This window comes from Nocardioides kongjuensis, assembly GCF_013409625.1.
GTDB classification, from domain to species: domain Bacteria; phylum Actinomycetota; class Actinomycetes; order Propionibacteriales; family Nocardioidaceae; genus Nocardioides; species Nocardioides kongjuensis.
The window spans coordinates 3,854,175-3,871,868 of record NZ_JACCBF010000001.1 but is presented as its reverse complement, the minus strand read 5'-3'; the positions used below and the strand labels follow the sequence as shown (position 1 = coordinate 3,871,868).

General features: G+C 73.2%; 13 protein-coding genes. 9 read left to right on the top strand and 4 right to left on the bottom strand.

All coding sequences use genetic code 11. The features are described 5' to 3' along the window. Positions 1-64 precede the first annotated feature (64 nt). Both BJ958_RS18565 and BJ958_RS18560 read left to right on the top strand, forming a co-directional pair. A complete protein-coding gene (locus tag BJ958_RS18565; protein WP_273519031.1) occupies positions 65-2,020 on the top strand; it encodes a M13-type metalloendopeptidase in 1,956 nt (651 codons plus the stop codon). Continuing rightward, entirely contained in the window at positions 2,017-2,769 is a 753-nt protein-coding gene (locus tag BJ958_RS18560) for a hypothetical protein (protein WP_179728371.1), read from the top strand. The genes BJ958_RS18565 and BJ958_RS18560 overlap by 4 nt, the downstream gene beginning before the upstream one ends. A 35-nt stretch (positions 2,770-2,804) precedes the next feature. Here the strand turns inward: BJ958_RS18560 and BJ958_RS18555 are convergent, their stop codons facing one another. Further along, the gene (locus BJ958_RS18555) at positions 2,805-3,380 is read right to left on the bottom strand and encodes a hypothetical protein (RefSeq protein ID WP_179728370.1); all 576 of its coding nucleotides are present in this window, start codon (positions 3,378-3,380) and stop codon (positions 2,805-2,807) included. A 366-nt stretch (positions 3,381-3,746) separates the two neighbouring features. Here BJ958_RS18555 and BJ958_RS18550 point away from each other — a divergent pair, with 366 nt between their 5' ends. The 3 genes from BJ958_RS18550 to BJ958_RS18540 are packed head-to-tail and all read left to right on the top strand — an operon-like array spanning position 3,747 to position 9,963. Continuing rightward, positions 3,747-5,945, top strand: a complete 2,199-nt coding sequence (locus tag BJ958_RS18550; RefSeq protein WP_179728369.1) for a RecQ family ATP-dependent DNA helicase — start codon at positions 3,747-3,749, stop codon at positions 5,943-5,945. Positions 5,946-5,994: 49 nt separating this feature from the next. Continuing rightward, complete coding sequence (locus BJ958_RS18545) at positions 5,995-7,224, top strand: hypothetical protein (protein ID WP_179728368.1); 1,230 nt, start codon at positions 5,995-5,997, stop codon at positions 7,222-7,224. 9 nt (positions 7,225-7,233) lie between these two features. Beyond that, on the top strand, positions 7,234-9,963 hold the full coding sequence (locus BJ958_RS18540; RefSeq protein ID WP_179728367.1) for an SNF2-related protein: 2,730 nt from the start codon (positions 7,234-7,236) through the stop codon (positions 9,961-9,963). On the opposite strand, the gene BJ958_RS18535 is transcribed toward BJ958_RS18540, so the two are convergent. Then, positions 9,954-11,021, bottom strand: a complete 1,068-nt coding sequence (locus BJ958_RS18535; RefSeq protein ID WP_179728366.1) for a methyltransferase domain-containing protein — start codon at positions 11,019-11,021, stop codon at positions 9,954-9,956. The genes BJ958_RS18540 and BJ958_RS18535 overlap by 10 nt on opposite strands. Before the next feature lie 50 nt (positions 11,022-11,071). Here BJ958_RS18535 and BJ958_RS18530 point away from each other — a divergent pair, with 50 nt between their 5' ends. Beyond that, entirely contained in the window at positions 11,072-11,761 is a 690-nt protein-coding gene (locus BJ958_RS18530) for an SWIM zinc finger family protein (protein WP_179728365.1), read from the top strand. A 21-nt stretch (positions 11,762-11,782) separates the two neighbouring features. Here BJ958_RS18530 and BJ958_RS18525 read toward each other — a convergent pair whose 3' ends face one another. Then, positions 11,783-12,511, bottom strand: a complete 729-nt coding sequence (locus BJ958_RS18525; RefSeq protein ID WP_179728364.1) for a PaaX family transcriptional regulator C-terminal domain-containing protein — start codon at positions 12,509-12,511, stop codon at positions 11,783-11,785. Positions 12,512-12,574: 63 nt separating this feature from the next. On the opposite strand from BJ958_RS18525, the gene BJ958_RS18520 reads away from it, so the two are divergent. Continuing rightward, entirely contained in the window at positions 12,575-14,200 is a 1,626-nt protein-coding gene (locus BJ958_RS18520; RefSeq protein ID WP_179728363.1) for an acyl-CoA dehydrogenase family protein, read from the top strand. Positions 14,201-14,221: 21 nt separating this feature from the next. Here the strand turns inward: BJ958_RS18520 and BJ958_RS18515 are convergent, their stop codons facing one another. Further along, positions 14,222-14,806: an SACE_7040 family transcriptional regulator gene (locus BJ958_RS18515; protein ID WP_179728362.1), complete on the bottom strand. Its 585-nt coding sequence runs from the start codon at positions 14,804-14,806 to the stop codon at positions 14,222-14,224. 99 nt (positions 14,807-14,905) lie between these two features. On the opposite strand from BJ958_RS18515, the gene BJ958_RS18510 reads away from it, so the two are divergent. Together BJ958_RS18510 and BJ958_RS18505 are read left to right on the top strand one after the other, a co-directional pair. Continuing rightward, positions 14,906-16,057, top strand: a complete 1,152-nt coding sequence (locus tag BJ958_RS18510) for a ScyD/ScyE family protein (RefSeq protein ID WP_179728361.1) — start codon at positions 14,906-14,908, stop codon at positions 16,055-16,057. A gap of 46 nt (positions 16,058-16,103) precedes the next feature. Continuing rightward, complete coding sequence (locus BJ958_RS18505; protein ID WP_179728360.1) at positions 16,104-17,690, top strand: carboxyl transferase domain-containing protein; 1,587 nt, start codon at positions 16,104-16,106, stop codon at positions 17,688-17,690. The last annotated feature ends 4 nt before the right edge of the window (positions 17,691-17,694 follow it).

Here is a 17,694-nt window from a genome sequence, read left to right as displayed (position 1 = left end):
GCCTGTCGACGCGCCGGCGCGATGTCCTGAGCAACGATTACTCATCCGGGACTACTCTCGCGGCGTGAGCATCCTCGACGACGCCCGTCCGGGCATGGACCTCGACATCCGCCCCCAGGACGACCTCTTCGGCCACGTCAACGGCACCTGGCTGACCGAGTCCGAGATCCCCTCCGACCGGTCGAGCTGGGGCCCCTTCGTCCAGCTCGCCGACCAGGCGGAGGAGGACGTGCGGGCGATCATCACCGAGCTGGCCGAGACTGCCGGCGCCAGCGGCGACGAGGACGCGCGCAAGATCGCCGACCTGTTCAACTCCTTCATGGACACCGAGCGGGTCGAGGCGGCCGGCATCGCGCCGGCCCAGCCGCTGGTCGACGCCGTCGCCGGGCTGCGCGACGTCCGTGACGTCGCCGCCTTCCTCGGCGAGTTCGAGCGGATCGGCGGCTACGGCCTGTTCGGGTCCTACATCGACACCGACAGCCGCAAGTCCGACCGCTACCTGTTCCACGTGGTGCAGGGCGGGCTCGGCCTCCCGGACGAGTCCTACTACCGCGACGACAAGTTCGCCGACATCCGCACGGCGTACGTCGCCTACCTCGCCCGGCTGCTCACGCTCGGCGGCCACGCCGAGCCGGAGGCTGCCGCCCAGCGGATCCTCGCCCTCGACACCGAGCTCGCCAAGGGCCACTGGGAGCGCGCCGAGACGCGCGACGTCCAGAAGACCTACAACCTGATGACGGCCGAGGAGCTGAAGGCGCTGTGCCCGGCGTTCGACTGGGACGCCTACATCACCAACCTCGGCGGCCACCTCGACGGCGCGCACGCGACGATCGCTGAGGTCGTGGTCAAGCAGCCGTCGTACCTCGAGCACCTCTCCGGTGTCCTCGAGTCCGAGCCGATCGAGGCCTGGCGCGACTGGTTCCTCTCGCGCGTGCTGCGCTCCGCGGCGCCGTACCTGTCCGACGCGTTCGTCGAGACCAACTTCGACTTCTACGGCCGCACGCTGTCCGGCACGCCCGAGCTGCGGGCTCGCTGGAAGCGCGCGGTGTCCTTCGTCGAGGGCGCGATGGGGGAGGCGGTCGGCAAGGAGTACGTCGCCCGCCACTTCCCGCCCGCCAGCAAGGCGATGATGGACGAGCTGGTCGCCAACCTGCTCGCGGCGTACCGCCAGTCGATCAGCAAGCTCGACTGGATGGGCGAGGAGACCAAGGAGCGGGCCTACGAGAAGCTCGCGACCTTCCGTCCCAAGATCGGCTACCCGGAGAGGTTCCGCGACTACAGCGCGTTGGTCGTCGTCCCCGACGACCTGGTGGCCAACGCCCAGGCCGCCGCCGGCTTCGAGACCGACCGCCAGCTCGCCAAGATCGGCTCGCCGGTCGACCGCGACGAGTGGTTCATGCTCCCGCAGACCGTCAACGCCTACTACAACCCGGGGACCAACGAGATCTGCTTCCCGGCCGGGATCCTGCAGAAGCCGTTCTTCTCCCCCGATGCCGAGCTCGCCGAGAACTACGGGGGCATCGGCGCGGTCATCGGTCACGAGGTCGGCCACGGCTTCGACGACCAGGGCGCGCAGTACGACGGCGACGGCAACCTCAACGACTGGTGGACCGCCGACGACAAGGCCGCCTTCGAGGTGAAGTCCAAGGCGCTGATCGCCCAGTACGACGCCTTCTCGCCGCGCAACCTGCCCGGTGAGCACGTCAACGGCGCGCTCACGGTCGGCGAGAACATCGGCGACCTGGGCGGCCTCACGATCGCCCACACGGCGTTCCAGATCGCGCAGGGCGGCTCCGCCTCGCTCGAGGACCGCACGAAGCTGTTCCTCAACTGGGCCTACGTGTGGCGCACCAAGCGTCGCCTCGAGCAGGAGCAGCAGTACCTCACCATCGACCCGCACAGCCCGCCGGAGTTCCGCGCCAACATCGTGCGCAACCTCGACGAGTTCCACGAGGTGTTCGGCACCGCGCCCGGTGACGGGCTGTGGCTGGACCCCGAGGACCGGGTCCGCATCTGGTGAACGACGAGGCACCCCGCGAACGCTCGGGCGATCCGGGGCGGTGGCCTCGCTACCTCGAGCCCGACCAGCGCATCGGCGAGCACCTCGACACCGATGGCCTGCCGCTGCCGTCCGCGAACGGCAGCGGCGACGCGATCTCGGCATGGGAGGCGCGGCGTACCAAGGCGCGGCGTTCGCGCAACAAGTGGCTCCGGCTGGGCGTGTTCCTCGCCGCGGTCTCGGCCTGGGGCGCGGTGAACCGGGCCGGTGGCGGCGAGCAGGCGCCCGACCCGCTGCCGGTCGAGGACCGGTACCAGCCGATCGCGACGGCGGAGGGCTTCGTTGCGCTCGACGCGGCGTTGACGGCGCAGACCGGCGGCACCGACATCCTCGAGCTGCGCGGCTACGGGCCCGACGAGATGCAGGTGACCGTGCCGCCGGCGCAGCCGGGGGACCTCGCCGAGGTGTGGCGCTGGGACGGTCGCACCCTGGAGAAGTGGATGGGCGAGCAGGCCGGCGACAAGCTGCCCTTCGCGCTCGCGGAGGTCGACCCCGCCGTGCTGGTCGCCGTGGACGAGGAGGCGCGCGGCCGCAGCGACGGGCGGCTCAGCGACAGCCGGTACGACGTCGAGAAGCCGGTCGACCCCGAGTACGACCACTGGATCTACGTGAAGGTCTACGAGGTCGACCACGGGGGCGTGACCCTGTGGGCCGACCTCGAGGGGAACGTCGAGTCCGACCTCGTCAACAAGAGCTGGCGCGACGACTGAGCGGCCCGCCCCCCACGGCGGGCCGCTCGTCGGGCTCAGTTGATCTGGAAGAGGAAGCCCTCGGCCTTCTGCTCGATCGTGTTGTCGGCCTTGCGGAGGAGGGTCTGCACCCGGAAGCCGTTGGTGCAGCCGCCGTCAGCCACCTTCGAGGTCGCCTCGACGATGGCGGAGGTGCCCAGGGTCGTGGTGTCGTCGTTGCCGTAGTCGGGCGTCGCGATGATCACCGCGTTGGCCGGGCCGACGTTCGCGCCGGTCACGGTCACACAGGCGTTGCCCAGGTTGTTGCCGACATTGACCTGTGCGGTGACGCCGACGCCCGCCGGGGCGTGACGGAGGGTCACGACACCGGTCTTGCTCACGGAGCCGGAGATCGTCAGGTCGCCGAGGCCCGAGCGCACGGCCGCGGACAGGTCCGCGGAGTCGAGGCTTCCGTCGGCGACGTCGGCACCGGTGAGGTTGTTGTTCTTGATGTCCTTGGTGGTGACCGTGTTGTTCTTGATCTGCTTGCCGGTGATCATCGCGCCGGCGACGGCGCCGCTGGTGCCGGCGGTGAGGACGAGGCCGGTCGCGACGGCGACGGTGGCGATGCCGGACTTGCTGAGGAGAGCCATGGGATTCCCGATCTGTGCGTTCTGTGAGGACGCGTCGAGTCTGGGATCCGCGGCACCCCTGAGTCCTGAGCAGCCGTTGCTCATTCGGCGACGGGGCGATTACTCAGGCCGGCCCCGCTGAGCACGCAGGTGCCCCCGGGCGGGCGAGGGGGTCGGCGGCCCGGCCGGGGTCGCTCGACCGGGAGGGGCGCGGAGAAATAGGTGCAGCCGCTGGCGTCTCGGGTCACCAGCGGCTGCAGGAAGAACTCTACGGGCCCGGTGGTCGGGCCGTCTCGGAAATCGTCAGGACCGGCGGGTAAAGATTTCTCGGCTGCTGCCTGTGGACGCCGGCGCCGACGTGTCGGGTGCCGCTGGTAGACACGGGGCATGGACACCCGGGCCCCCACCGACGCCGCCGTCCGCACCCGCGCCGAGGAGCACCTCCGGGCGCTGGTCGGCCGCCCCGACGCGACGTTGTACGACGACCAGTGGGCCGCGATCGCCGCGCTGGTCGTCGACCGGCGGCGCGCCCTGGTCGTCCAGCGCACGGGCTGGGGCAAGTCCGCGGTCTACTTCGTGGCGACCCTGCTGCTGCGTGAGCAGGGGAGCGGGCCGACGGTGATCATCTCGCCGCTGCTGGCCCTGATGCGCAACCAGATCGCTGCGGCCGAGCGCGCCGGCATCCGGGCGGTGACCGTCAACTCGACCAACATGGAGCAGTGGGACGAGGTCCACCGCGCGATCGCCGCCGGCGAGGTCGACGTCCTCCTGGTCAGCCCCGAGCGTCTCAACAACCCGGGCTTCCGCGACGAGGTGCTGCCCCGGCTCGCGGCCACCTGCGGCCTGCTGGTCGTCGACGAGGCGCACTGCATCTCCGACTGGGGCCACGACTTCCGGCCCGACTACCGACGCATCCGGACCCTGCTGCGCGAGCTCCCCGACGGCATCCCGGTGCTCGCCACCACCGCCACCGCCAACCAGCGCGTCACCGACGACGTCGCGGAGCAGTTGGACGGGGCCGCGCGCGTCTCCGGCGACGCGAAGGCCACCACGTTCCCGGAGGTCGCCTCCCGCCGCGCTGCCGGCCGTGGCGGCGACGCCCTCGTCCTGCGCGGCTCCCTGGACCGGGCGTCCCTGCGCCTCGGCGTGGTCCGGCTGAGCACCGCCGAGCAGCGGCTGGCCTGGCTGGCCGACCACCTCGCCGAGCAGCCCGGCAGCGGCATCGTCTACTGCCTGACCGTCGCGGCCACCCAGGAGGTCGCCGACTACCTGCGCTCCCGGGGGCACCGGGTGGCGGCGTACTCCGGCCAGACCGAGCAGACCGAGCGGCTCGCGCTGGAGCAGGCCCTGGTCGACGGGGAGGTCAAGGCGCTGGTGGCGACCAGCGCGCTCGGGATGGGCTTCGACGCGGCGCTCGGGTTCGTGGTCAACCTGGGGGCGCCCAACAGCCCGGTGGCCTACTACCAGCAGGTCGGTCGCGCGGGCCGCGGCACGGTCGACGACGCCACGGTGGTCCTGCTGCCGGCCGTCGAGGACCGCGACATCTGGGCCTACTTCGCCTCGCTCGCGTTCCCGCGCGAGGAGCTCGTCCGCGAGACGCTCGCGGTGCTGGCCGAGGAGGGGCGGGCGCTCAGCACGGCCGCGCTCGAGCCCCGCGTCGACCTGTCCCGCAACCGGCTCGAGACCATGCTCAAGGTGCTCGACGTCGACGGTGCCGTACGCCGGGTCAAGGGCGGCTGGGAGTCCACCGGGCAGCCGTGGTCCTACGACGCCGAGCGCTACGAGCGGGTCGCGGCGGCGCGCCAGGCCGAGCAGCAGGCGATGCTCGACTACCTGCGCAGCGACGAGTGCCGGATGCGCTACCTGCGCCGCCAGCTCGACGACCCCGCGGTGCTAGCCGACCCGGAGTGGCGCTGCGGCAGGTGCGACAACTGCGGCGGCCTCGGCCTGTCGACCGAGGTGTCCGCCGCCGCGGTCGAGGAGGCCGCCGACCGGATCGCCCGCCCCGGCGTCCCGATCGAGCCACGCAAGCTGTGGCCGACCGGCCTCGGGGCGATCGGGGTCGACCGGTCCGGACGGATCAAGCAGCCGGCCGAGGAGGGCCGGGCCATCGCGCGGCTCACCGACCTCGGCCACGGCGCCGCGCTGCGCGGGCTGTTCGCGGTCGACGCACCGGACGGGCCGGTGCCCGACCCGCTGGCGCGGGCGATGGTCACCCTGCTGCACGACTGGCAGCCACGGGTCGACGCGATCGTGGTGGCCGCCTCCGAGCGCAGGTCCCAGCTGACTGCCGACCTCGCCAACGGCCTGTCCCGTTTCCTGCAGGTGCCGGTCGTCGGACGATGGGACGTCGTCGACCTCTCGGTCGGCCCGGACCGGGGTGCCACCAACTCCGCCCAGCGGGTGGCCGCGGTCAGCCGGCGGTGCGCGCTGCGGCTCGACGACCCGACGGTGGTGCGGGACCGTCGGGTGCTGCTGGTCGACGACCGGGTGGTCACGGGGTGGTCGCTGACCCTGGCGGCCGAGGCGCTCCACGAGGCGGGTGCTGCCGCCGTCGTGCCGCTGGTGCTGGGGGTGAGCTCCTAGGACGCCCGCCTCCCGCGATCGGGCGCCTCGCGGTCCTAGAGTCGAAAGCATGACCGACGACGCTCCCGCGAACGGCACCCCCGAGCAGCCCGGCGACGGGCCGCCACCCCCGCCCGCGTCGATGGCGCCGGACACGGTGATCCGCCCGCCGGCGTCGGCCATCGTGGCCGACCCGGACGACGCGGACGGCCCGGTCACCGACGACCGCGGGGTCGGCCAGCAGCCTCCGCCGCCGCCGTTCGGTGCCGGCCTCCCGGGCCCGGTCGGGCCGGGGGACCCGACCCGCGCTGCCCGAGCGGGTACGACGGCCGCTCTGGTCGCCCTGGGCGCAGGCCTGCTCGGCGCCGCCGTCCTCATCGCCGGGTTCCGCAGCCGCAGCGGTGACGACGGGCTCGACTGGTCCAACTACGGCGTCGGCCTCGGTGCCACCGCCGTGCTGCTCGTGATCGCGGTCCTCGGCGCCCTCGCCGGTCGTCGTACCGGCGGGCGGGCGCGCGAGGAGGTCGTCACCTGGCCCGGCACGGTCGGCATCGTGGCGACCGGCCTGATGATCGGCATCGGGATCGACCGCGACGACCACTGGGTCGGCTACCTCATCGGTGGCGTGATGACCGTGCTCGCGGTGATCGGCTACCTCGCCGCGCGGCGCGCCGCCTTCGTGGTCGTGGCCGTCCTGGGCCTGGCCATCGTGTACGCGCTCCTGTTCGACGACCTGCTGGCCGACAGCATCGGCAGCGACCACCCGCAGGTGACCGGCGCGGCGCTCGTGGTCGTCTTCGTCGTGGCCGTGACCGTCGTCGGGTGGGCCCTGCCCAGCCGGGCGGTGTCCGGTGTCGTGGTCGGCGCCGTCGGTCTGGTCGGCATCCTCGGCATCCTGGGCTCGTTCGCGGTGATGCGCTTCCTGGGCGGGATCTTCGGCGGGATGGGCGCGATGCTCGGTGGCGGCGTGGATGGCGGTCGGGACGGCTTCGCGTCGACCACCAGCGTGTCGAGCGGGTTCGACGCCTCCGACGTGTGGTGGGTGGTCGCGCTCGGCGGCGTCCTCGCGGTGCTGTGGGCCCTCGCCGCCACCGCCGCCAACCACGCCGGGTTCTCGGTGCTCGCGATCGCGATGCCGGCCCTCGGCGTGCCGCTCGCCTCGATCGCGCTGGCGGCCGAGCACCCGACCTGGTGGGCGGCGACCACGGCGGTCGCCGGTGGGGTGCTGCTGCTCGGAGGTGCGTTGCTGGCGCGGCTGCGCGGGCGCCGCCAGGAACGATCCGTCGGTCCCACCCGTTAGCGTCCCCATGTGAGCTTCGTTCCCGTCTCCGGACCTGCGACCTTCCGGCCCGGGGACCCCGCGACGATCGAGTTCACCGACGCCGACGGTGCGCGCCGGATCGCGCTGCCGGTGAGCGCGGCGCTGCCCGTGCTGAGCCGGGCGCGGTCGGCGTCCGACGCCCACGCCAGCGTGCGGCTGCTCAGCGGTGCGGCCCTGCTCGGCCTGCGCCTGGTCGCCGCCGGCAAGGTCGCGCCCGACGAGGTCGGCCGCGCGTGGCGGGTCGGGGGCCTCGACCCGCGCGACCTCGACGCGGTCGACCGCCTCGCGCGCTCCTTCGACGCCGATGACGTGGTGGTGCGCGCGATGCTGGACGCGGTCGCCGACACCCTGCCGCGCGCCGCACCGATCGGCCGCCGCCCCCCGGGGCCCGAGCAGCCGGATGAGCCGCAGCGGACCCCCGACCACTTCGCCGACCGGGTACGCCGGCGGATGGCCGAGCGCCGCGACGACGCCGTGCTGCCCGAGCTGGTGCGGGTCTCGCTGCGGGTCGAGGCCGACGAGGAGGAGCTGGTCGCCGGCACCGTCCGGGTGGTGCTGCAGGTCCACGACGAGCGCGACCCGCTGCACGTGTGTGACGCCGCGCTGCTGTGGACCGCGGGGCCGGCCGAGCACGGCTTCGGCAGCCGAGCGCGGGTGCACGCCAGCATCGCCCTGCGGGCCGCGGCCGACGCGTGGCCGGTTCTCGACCGGCTGCTGGGCCTCGCCGTCCCCGACCAGCTCACCCTCGACGGTGAGGAGATCGGCAGCCTGCTCGGCCACGTCGGCGCGCTCCGCGACGCCCGGGTCGACGTGCACTGGCCGCGCTCCCTCGGGCCCGAGCTGACCACTCGCGCGGTCCTCGACCGGCGTCGCGACGGCACGGGGACCACGCGTGGCGAGGAGCTGCCGCTCCAGGAGAGCCCGTTCTCCACCGAGGGGCTGTTCTCGTTCTCGTGGCAGGTCTCGCTGCACGGCGAGGCGCTGACCAGCGAGGAGATGGCCGAGCTGGCGAAGGCGGCCAGTCCCGTCATCAAGCTGCGCGGCGCCTGGACCGTGGTCGACCCGACGGTCGCCGCGCGCGCCCGCAAGCGACTGATCCGCAAGGCCACCGGCGCCCAGGCCCTGGCTGCCGCGCTCACCGGCGTCACCGACCTGCCGGGCACCGGCGACGAGCAGCCCGCCACCACCGAGGTCGTCGTCGGGGCCAGCCTGCTGAAGGTCCGCGAGCAGGTCCTCGACGCCGCGACCCGGACCCCGATCCCCGAGCCCGCGGGCCTCGCGGCCCGGCTGCGCGACTACCAGCGCCACGGCCTGACCTGGCTCGCCGACCTCACCGGCCTCGGCCTCGGTGCCTGCCTCGCCGACGACATGGGCCTCGGCAAGACGATCACCCTGATCTCGCTGCACCTGCACCGCCTCGAGGCAGGCGTGTCGAAGGGCGGCCCGACGCTCGTGGTCTGCCCGGCCAGCCTCCTCGGCAACTGGGAGGCCGAGGTCGAGCGGTTCGCGCCCGGCGTACCCGTCCGCCGGTTCCACGGCGGCTCCCGCTCCCTCGACGACCTCGACGGCGGGTTCGTGCTGACCACCTACGGCACCCTGCGCCGCGACGCCGACAGCCTCGCCGAGGTGGCCTGGGACCTGGTCGTCGCCGACGAGGCCCAGCACGTCAAGAACTCCCGTACGTCGACCGCCCGGGCCCTGCGCCGCCTGCCCAGCCGGGCGCGGGTCGCGCTGACCGGCACGCCCGTCGAGAACGACCTCACCGAGCTCTGGTCGATCCTCGACTGGTGCGTCCCGGGGCTCCTCGGCACTCGCCAGGCGTTCCGCCGGGTGTGGGGCGCGCCGATCGAGTCGGGCGCCGAGCCGACGAAGGCGCGGCAGTTCGCGGACCTGATCGGCCCGTTCCTGCTGCGCCGCCGCAAGTCCGACCCCGGCATCGCCCCCGAGCTGCCGCCGAAGACCGAGACCGACCACCTGCTCGGCCTGACCCGCGAGCAGGTCGTCCTCTACGAGGCGTTCGTCAAGGACACGATGGAGCGGATCGAGCGCGCCGACGAGGAGACCCGCCGCGGTCTGGTCCTCGCGCTGCTCACCGGCCTCAAGCAGATCTGCAACCACCCCGCCCAGTTCCTCAAGCAGTCCGGCGCGATCCGTCTCACCGGCCGCTCGGAGAAGCTCGAGCTCCTCGACGAGCTGGTCGCGACCGTGCTCGCCGAGGACGGCGCGGTCCTCGTCTTCACGCAGTACGTCGCGCTGGCCCGCCTCGTCGAGCAGCACCTGACGGCCGTCGGCATCCCCCACCAGTTCCTGCACGGCGGCACGCCGGTCCGTCAGCGCGAGGAGATGGTCCGCCGGTTCCAGGCGGCGCAGGTGCCCGTCTTCCTGCTCTCGCTCAAGGCCGGCGGCACCGGCCTGAACCTGACCCGTGCCGACCACGTCGTCCACTTCGACCGGTGGTGGAACCCCGCTGTCGAGGAGCAGGCCACCGACCGCGCGTACCGGATCGGCCAGACCCGGCCCGTGCAGGTGCACCGGATGGTCACCCGCGGCACGATCGAGGAACGGGTGGCGGGCCTGCTCGACCGCAAGCGCCAGCTCGCCGACGCCGTCCTGGCTCGCGGCGACGCCGCGCTCACCGAGCTGAGCAACGAGGAGCTGCGCGACCTGGTGACCCTGCGCCGCCAGGCCCGCGAGGCAGCGACGGAGGATCAGCGATGACGGAGCAGCCGCGCCGCGATCCGGCGCACCCGTGCTCGGAGGCTCCTGCTCCGGAGCCGGTCGACCTCGGCCTGCAGGTCCTGCGAGCGGTGCTTGAGCCTGTGGACCCGTCGCTCCAGCCTCTCGATCCGGGCCTGCAACGGGGCGAGGTCGTCGAAGAGCCACCCCGGCAGGTCGGTGCCGGGATCGGGCTCGACCAGACCGTCGGGCGCCTGACCGTCGACCCCCTTGCGCAGCAGCACGAAGAACTCGCCGGCGCGGGGCTTGTCGGGCGTCACGGACTCGACGAACCAGCTCGTCACGCCGAGGGCGCGCAGCTCCTGGATCTGGTGGAGGAAGTCGGTCGGCGACCACAGCCAGACGTGGCAGTCGACGTAGTGACCGGCGCGGTTGAGCGCCACCAGCCGGCGCGCCTCGTCCAGGGTCGGGTGGACCCGGCGGTCACGGCCGGGGATGGACTTGAGCCGCGCCATCTCCCACGAGTCCACGTCGAGCGCAGAGGCCGCGAAGTCGTGGAGGGCGCGGGTCCCCGGCCGGGTGTGGCCGAGCTCGTGGGCCTCCAGCGCCTGGCCGACCGTCGTCGGCGGACGATGCCTGTCGAAGGACTGGCGCCGGTCGGGGACCGCGAGCAGCAGCGCCCCTCCGTCGGCGGTCAGCCCCGCGACCTGGTCCAGCCAGCCGATCACGTCGGGCACGTGCTCGATGACGTGCGACGCGATCACCCAGTCGTACGGCGCGCCGGGCGCGGCTGCCGTCGCAAGGTCGCGATAGGTGTCGCCGACGTAGTGGGGGAAGTCGACCTCGGGGATCAGGTCGAGCAGCACGTTCGGGTCGTCCGCGTAGTGCTCGCGCAGACCGGCGGTGTCCTTGATGTCGACGTAGCTCACGTCGTCGACGGCCTTGTCGGTGAGGGCCGAGTCGAGCGGCCCGATCTCCAGGCCGTGCCCCGAGGTGAAGTCGTGGATCGACAGCATCCGGGCGCGTCGCCGCGCGAGGTGGTGCAGGTGCGCGTCGTTCCCGCGCAGCCTTCGGTCGACGGTGTCCGAGTTACCGTTCATCGACGCCACGCTAGCCCCCGGACGACGCGACGACGAGGGCGGTTCCACTGATGCGCACCACCTTCACCCGCCAGACCCAGCCCACGCGCGGCGTCCGCTCGTGGTGGGGCAAGGCGTGGCAGCGCGCGGTCGAGGAGGCGGCGTACTCCGAGGCCGAGCTGCGCCGGGGCCGGACCCACGCGCGCCGGGGCGACGTCGGGGCGATCAGCGTCGAGCCCGGCGGCCTGCTCGCCGCCTGCCGCGACGGCGACGACGCGTGGACCGTCCAGGTCGCCCTCCCGGTCCTCGAGCCGGCCGCCCGCTCGGCCCTGGTCGAGGCGGTCGCGGCCGAGGCGGGCCGGATCGCCGAGCTGCTCGCCGGCAACCTGCCCCACGACCTGGTCGAGCACGCCGAGGAGGTCGGCGCCGAGCTGCTGCCCTACGGCGGCGAGCTCACCGCCACCTGCACCTGCACCCACTACCTCGACCCCTGCCCGCACGCCATCGCGGTGCTGATGCAGGTCGGCTGGCTGGTCGACACCGATCCGCTCGTGCTCTTCGCCCTTCGCGGCGTGGAGCGCGACACCCTGCTCGCCGACCTGCATGCCCGGACCATCCCGGCCGCTGACACCGACGGGCACCCGCTGGTGTCTGCCGACCTGGCCGACGACGTCGAGCTCGTCGTGGACGCCGCCGTCCGGGCCCAGCGGCTGGTCGCGCTGTTCGAGGCGGGCGCCGAGCTGCCCGACGGGCTGCTCTGACCGGAGGCGAGGAGCAGTCTCCTAGCGCGGGGCGAGGGCGATCTCGCGCAGCTCGTCCTGGTAGGCGGCGTACGCCGTCCGCATCGCCGCTGCCGGCCAGTCGGCCGGGAGGAGGGCGGCGGGCAGCAGCGGGTCCGCCGCCAGGTGTCGAACGACGTGCGCCGCGACCGCCAGCCGGGCGGCCGGCTCGCGCGTCTTCCCGAGCTGCCCGAGCAGCGCGCGTCCCCGGGCCGCCCAGCCGCCGAGGTCCCACAGCTGCCGGGCCAGGACGGCCGGGTCCTCGTCGGGCGTCGCGGTGAAGGTGCTCAGCACCACCTCGTCGGCGTACCCCCGCGGCCGCCGCAGGTTGGCCGGCCGGGTCCACACGCCCTCGCGCAGCTCCGCCATCCGGTAGGACGACAGCCGGTCCCGCAGCGCTGCGCGCTCGGCGCTCGTGCGGCCGGCGACCACGACGACCGCCATCTCCCAGCTGCCGTCCCACCCGGTCTCGGCGTCGAGGACCGCCTCGTCCTGCCGGCGCTGGCGGGCGGCGAGCCGCTCGCCGAGGGCGTACTGCCCGGGGTCGCCGTCGGCGCGCCGCAGGTCGCCGGCCGCGACCGCCCTGGTCAGCGCGACCCGCGCCGTCGCCGCCGGGATGCCGAAGTGCTCCCCGGCCCGCACCAGCTCCGCGGCCGACATCCGGTCGGGGTGCGACCCGAGCAGCAGGCTCAGCATCACCGAGCGCGCCGGGAGCGGTGCGACGTCGGGCATGGACCCAGTCTCACATCGTTACGGATATGGACACAACTGTCAGGGGAAACGTAACATCGAGGCATGCCTACCCACGAGGTCCTCAACCAGGTCCCGCCGCTCGTCGGTCACGACACCTCTGCCGACCCGGCGCTGCTCGAGGGCATCGAGCGGGAGGGCGCGGGCTGGGCGCTGCCCGAGATCCAGGCCGTCGGCCGACTGGCCGGGACCCCCGAGGCGATGGACCTGGGCCGCCTCGCCGAGCGGGTTCCGCCCCGGCTGCACACCCACGACCGCTACGGCCGGCGCGTCGACGAGGTGGAGTACGTGCCGGCGTACCACCGGCTGATGGAGACCGCCGTCACCCACGGCATCCACGCCGCTCCCTGGGCCGACGACCGGCCCGGCGCCCACGTCGCCCGCGCGGCCAAGTTCTACGCGTGGAACGTCGACGCCGGCCACGGCTGTCCCATCTCCATGACGTACGCCGTCGTCCCGGCCCTGCGCGCCAACCCGGACCTCGCCGCGCGCTTCGAGCCGCTGCTCACCAACCGCGAGTACGACTTCGGCCTGCGCGACCCCGAGACCAAGCGCGGCCTGATCGCCGGCATGTCGATGACCGAGAAGCAGGGCGGCTCCGACGTCCGCGCCAACACCACGACGGCCACCCCGCAGCCCGACGGCACGTACCGGGTCGTCGGGCACAAGTGGTTCACCTCGGCGCCGATGTCCGACATGTTCCTCACCCTCGCCCAGGCTCCGGGCGGCCTGTCCTGCTTCCTGCTCCCGCGGGTGCTGCCGGGCGGCGAGGCGAACCCGATCCGGTTCGTGCGGCTCAAGGACAAGCTCGGCAACAGGTCCAATGCGTCCTCGGAGATCGAGTACGACGACGCCGTCGGCTGGCTGGTCGGCGAGGAGGGCAAGGGCGTCAAGACCATCGTCGAGATGGTCAACATGACCCGCCTCGACTGCGTGATCGGCTCGGCCTCGGGGATGCGGACCGCACTGCTGTACGCCGCCCACCACGCCCGCCACCGTGCCGCGTTCGGCAAGCTGCTGATCGACCAGCCGCTGATGCGCAACGTGCTCGCCGACCTCACGGTCGAGTCCGAGGCCGCCACGACCGCGATGATGCGCCTCGCCGGGGCCAACGACCGCGCGATCCACGGCGACGCGGCCGAGGGGGCGCTGCGCCGCCTCGCGCTGGCCGCCACGAAGTACTACGTCTGCAAGCGCGGCCCGGTCCTCGCCAACGAGGCGCTCGAGTGCCTGGGCGGCAACGGCTACATCGAGGACTTCGACATGGCGCGGATCTACCGCGAGCTGCCGCTGCTCTCGATCTGGGAGGGCTCCGGCAACGTGGCCGCCCTCGACGCACTGCGCGCGATCGGCCGCGAGCCCGAGTCCCTCGACGCCTTCTTCGACGAGGCCGAGCTCGCTCTCGGCGCCGACCAGCGCTACGACGACGCGGTGGGAGCCCTGAAGAAGGAGCTGACCCAGTTCGACGACATCGAGCTGCGCGCCCGCCGCCTCGTCGAGCAGATCGCGGTCGTCTTCCAGGCCGGCCTGCTCATCCGCCACGCTCCGAGTGCGGTCGCCGACGCGTTCTGCGCCAGCCGCCTGGCCCGCGACTGGGGCAGCGCCTTCGGCACCCTGCCTGCCGGCCTCGACCTCGCGCCGATCCTGGAGCGGACCGAGCCGGGCTTCTAGGGACGAGGCCCCAGCGTCTCCCTAGGCCTGCTGGGGCTCGGCCACCGGCACCCCGAGCGCACCCAGCGCCATCGACGCGAGCAGGTCGCGCAGGGCGGCGTCGGGGATCGCGTGGCCGGCGCGGGGGGTGGAGTTCAGCAGCCCGAACGCGGCCTGGGCGGCGGCGTGGGCTCGCGCCTTGTCGAGGTCGGGGCGCAGCGCGCGCAGCTGGTCGGCCCACAGGTCGACGTAGCGGCGCTGGAGCCGGCGTACCTGCTCGCGGGCGTCCTCGGGCAGCGACTCCCAGTCGCGGTCCTGGACGATGATCAGCGGCCGGTGGCCGAGGGCGAACTCGACGTGCCAGTCGACCAGGCCCCGCAGGGCGGCCGACGGGTCGCCGGCGCCGGCCGCGACCCGCTCGCGACCGACCTCGAGCAGCCGCTCGCTGATCGAGGTCAGCATCTCGGCGAGCACCGCCTGCTTGGACGCGAAGTGCTTGTAGAGCGCGGGGCCGGAGATGCCGCACGCGGCGCCGAGGTCCGCGACCGAGACGCCGTGGAAGCCGCGGGCGGCGAACAGGTCGGCGGCGGTCGCCAGGATCTGCTCGCGGCGGGTCGGCTCGGTCACCCCCGAAGGCTACCCAGATTGGGTCATGACGCTGGCGCGACGCCACTGCTAGGCAGGGTGACGGTGCGGTGCGCGCCACGACCCGAGGGAGAGCAGACCATGGGCAAGGCAGCGATCAGGATCGGTACGGCGGTGGCGGCGCTCGCGCTCGCGGCGACCGGAGCGCCAGCAGTGGCGGGCCAGCAGGACGGCGGCCGGGCCGCTCCGAGGACGGTCGCCCCGCTGATGGGCCCCCGCGGCGTCGACGCGCTCGGCCACGGCCGCACGCTCGTCACGGAGACGGGCGGCAACTTCAGCCTGGTCGTGGAGCGCAGGCACAACGCGGCGCGCGTGGTGCCGCTCGGCAACCTCCCGACGGAGTTCCCGCCGGCCATCTCCAAGGGTCCGCACGGGACGATCTACCTGCTGACCGGTGCGTCCGGCCCGCCGCCGGAGCAGCGCCCGTCGGTGCTGCGCGGCGCCGCGGCACCTGCGCCCGCGACCACGTTGTTCAAGTGGAAGCGCGGCTGGCCGGCGCCGAGGGTGGTCGCCGACATCAGCGCCTACCAGAAGACCGACCCGGACCCGTGGGACCAGGAGGGCTTCCCGGCGGACAGCAACCCGTTCGGCGTGGTCGCGCTCGACGACGGCACGGTGCTCGTCTCCGACGCTGCCGGCAACGACCTGCTCCGGGTGTGGCCGAGGACGGGGAAGATCCGGACGGTCGCCCGGCTGATGCCCCGCACCGTGCCGGTTCCGGCCGGGCTGCCCGACGTGCCCCCGGAGATGGGCGGACCGCTCCCGCCGGCCGGGACCCCGATCGTCTCCGAGCCCGTCGCCACGTCGGTGACCGTCGGCGCCGACGGCTACTGGTACGTCGGCGAGCTGCGCGGCTTCCCGGCGACCCCGGGCACCTCGCAGGTGTGGCGGATCAAGCCGGGCACGAAGAACGCGACGTGCGACCCGGAGCACCCGCGCAAGGGCGCCTGCAAGCGGTACGCCGACGGGTTCACCTCGATCACCGACCTGGCTGCCGGCCCGAAGGGCATCTACGTCCTGGAGCTGTCGAAGAAGAGCTGGTTCGCCTTCGAGATGGGACTGCCCGGTGCCGAGGAGGGCGGCCTGTTCCTCGTCCGGCCGCGCGGGACCACGCCGCGCGTGCGCGAGCTCGCCGCCGGCCAGCTGAAGAACCCGGGCGGGGTCGACGTCAGTGACCACGTCTACGTCGCCGGCCCGTTGTTCGGCCCCGGGGCGCTGCTCCGGCTGCGCTGAGGACGGGGGATTGCGCGAACAGGTTAATGATCATTAACCTGTTCGCGTGTCCGAGACTTCCGAGCCCACCCTCCGGGACCTGGCCGCCGACCTGCGCGAGCGGCTCGCGCGCGTGCGCCAGGGCGGCAGCGAGGCCGCCCGCACCAAGCACACCGACCGCGGCAAGCTGCTGGCCCGCGACCGGGTCGACGGCCTGCTCGACCCCGGCAGCCCGTTCCTGGAGCTGGCGCCGCTGGCGGCGTACGGCATGTACGGCAAGCCGGGCACCGACGACGACTATGCCGTGCCGGCGGCCGGTGTGGTCGCCGGCATCGGCCGGGTCGAGGGCCGCAACGTCATGGTGGTGGCCAACGACGCGACCGTGAAGGGCGGCACCTACTACCCGATGACGGTCAAGAAGCACCTCCGGGCGCAGACCGTCGCCGCCGAGAACGACCTGCCGTGCGTCTACCTCGTCGACTCCGGCGGCGCCTTCTTGCCGATGCAGGACGAGGTGTTCCCCGACAAGGAGCACTTCGGCCGGATCTTCTTCAACCAGGCGAACATGTCCGCGCGCGGCATCCCGCAGCTCGCTGCCGTGATGGGCTCGTGCACCGCCGGCGGCGCCTACGTCCCGGCGATGTCCGACGAGACCGTCATCGTGAGGAACCAGGGCACGATCTTCCTCGGCGGCCCGCCGCTGGTGAAGGCCGCGACCGGTGAGGTCGTCAGCGCCGAGGACCTCGGCGGCGGCGACGTGCACGCCCGCAAGTCCGGCGTCGTCGACCACCTCGCCGACGACGACCCCCACGCCCTGCGGATCCTGCGCAGCATCGTCGCCACCCTGCCGATTGGGCACAAACCGCAGGATTCCGCGCCGAATTCGCGCGGTTTGGTCCCAAACCGCATGGATTCCGAGGACCCGCACGAGCCGCCCGAGAGCATCTACGACGTCGTGCCGGTCAGCACCCGCACGCCGTACGACGTCCGCGAGGTGATCCGGCGCCTGGTCGACGGCAGCCGGCTCCAGGAGTTCAAGCAGCTGTACGGCGAGACGCTCGTGTGCGGCTTCGCCCGGATCCACGGCCACCCGGTCGGCATCGTCGCCAACAACGGCATCCTGTTCTCCGAGTCCGCGCTCAAGGGCGCGCACTTCGTCGAGCTGTGCAACCAGCGCGGCATCCCGCTGCTGTTCTTGCAGAACATCTCCGGCTTCATGGTCGGCCGCGAGTACGAGAACCGCGGCATCGCCCGCGACGGCGCCAAGCTGGTCACCGCGGTCGCCTGCTCGGTCGTGCCCAAGCTGACCGTCGTGATCGGCGGCTCCTTCGGCGCCGGCAACTACGGCATGTGTGGCCGGGCCTACGACCCGCGCTTCTTGTGGATGTGGCCCAACTCCCGGATCTCGGTGATGGGCGGCGACCAGGCGGCCAACGTGCTCGCGACGGTGGCCGGCCGCGAGGACGACGAGCAGTTCAAGCAGCCGATCAAGGACCAGTACGAGACCCAGGGCTCGCCCTACTACGCCTCCGCGCGGCTGTGGGACGACGGCGTGATCGACCCCGCCGACACCCGCCGGGTGCTCGGCATGGCGCTCGAGGTCGTCTCCGCGGTCCCGACTCCTGCCCCCAACTACGGCATCTTCCGGATGTGAGGCC

Excerpts from the sequence above, each read along its gene's own strand:
- BJ958_RS18555 (WP_179728370.1), bottom strand. The coding sequence starts at position 3,380 with ATGGCTCTCCTCAGCAAGTCCGGCATCGCCACCGTCGCCGTCGCGACC.
- BJ958_RS18550 (WP_179728369.1), top strand. The coding sequence starts at position 3,747 with ATGGACACCCGGGCCCCCACCGACGCCGCCGTCCGCACCCGCGCCGAG.
- BJ958_RS18545 (WP_179728368.1), top strand. The coding sequence starts at position 5,995 with ATGACCGACGACGCTCCCGCGAACGGCACCCCCGAGCAGCCCGGCGAC.
- BJ958_RS18535 (WP_179728366.1), bottom strand. The coding sequence starts at position 11,021 with ATGAACGGTAACTCGGACACCGTCGACCGAAGGCTGCGCGGGAACGAC.
- BJ958_RS18530 (WP_179728365.1), top strand. The coding sequence starts at position 11,072 with ATGCGCACCACCTTCACCCGCCAGACCCAGCCCACGCGCGGCGTCCGC.
- BJ958_RS18525 (WP_179728364.1), bottom strand. The coding sequence starts at position 12,511 with ATGCCCGACGTCGCACCGCTCCCGGCGCGCTCGGTGATGCTGAGCCTG.
- BJ958_RS18520 (WP_179728363.1), top strand. The coding sequence starts at position 12,575 with ATGCCTACCCACGAGGTCCTCAACCAGGTCCCGCCGCTCGTCGGTCAC.
- BJ958_RS18510 (WP_179728361.1), top strand. The coding sequence starts at position 14,906 with ATGGGCAAGGCAGCGATCAGGATCGGTACGGCGGTGGCGGCGCTCGCG.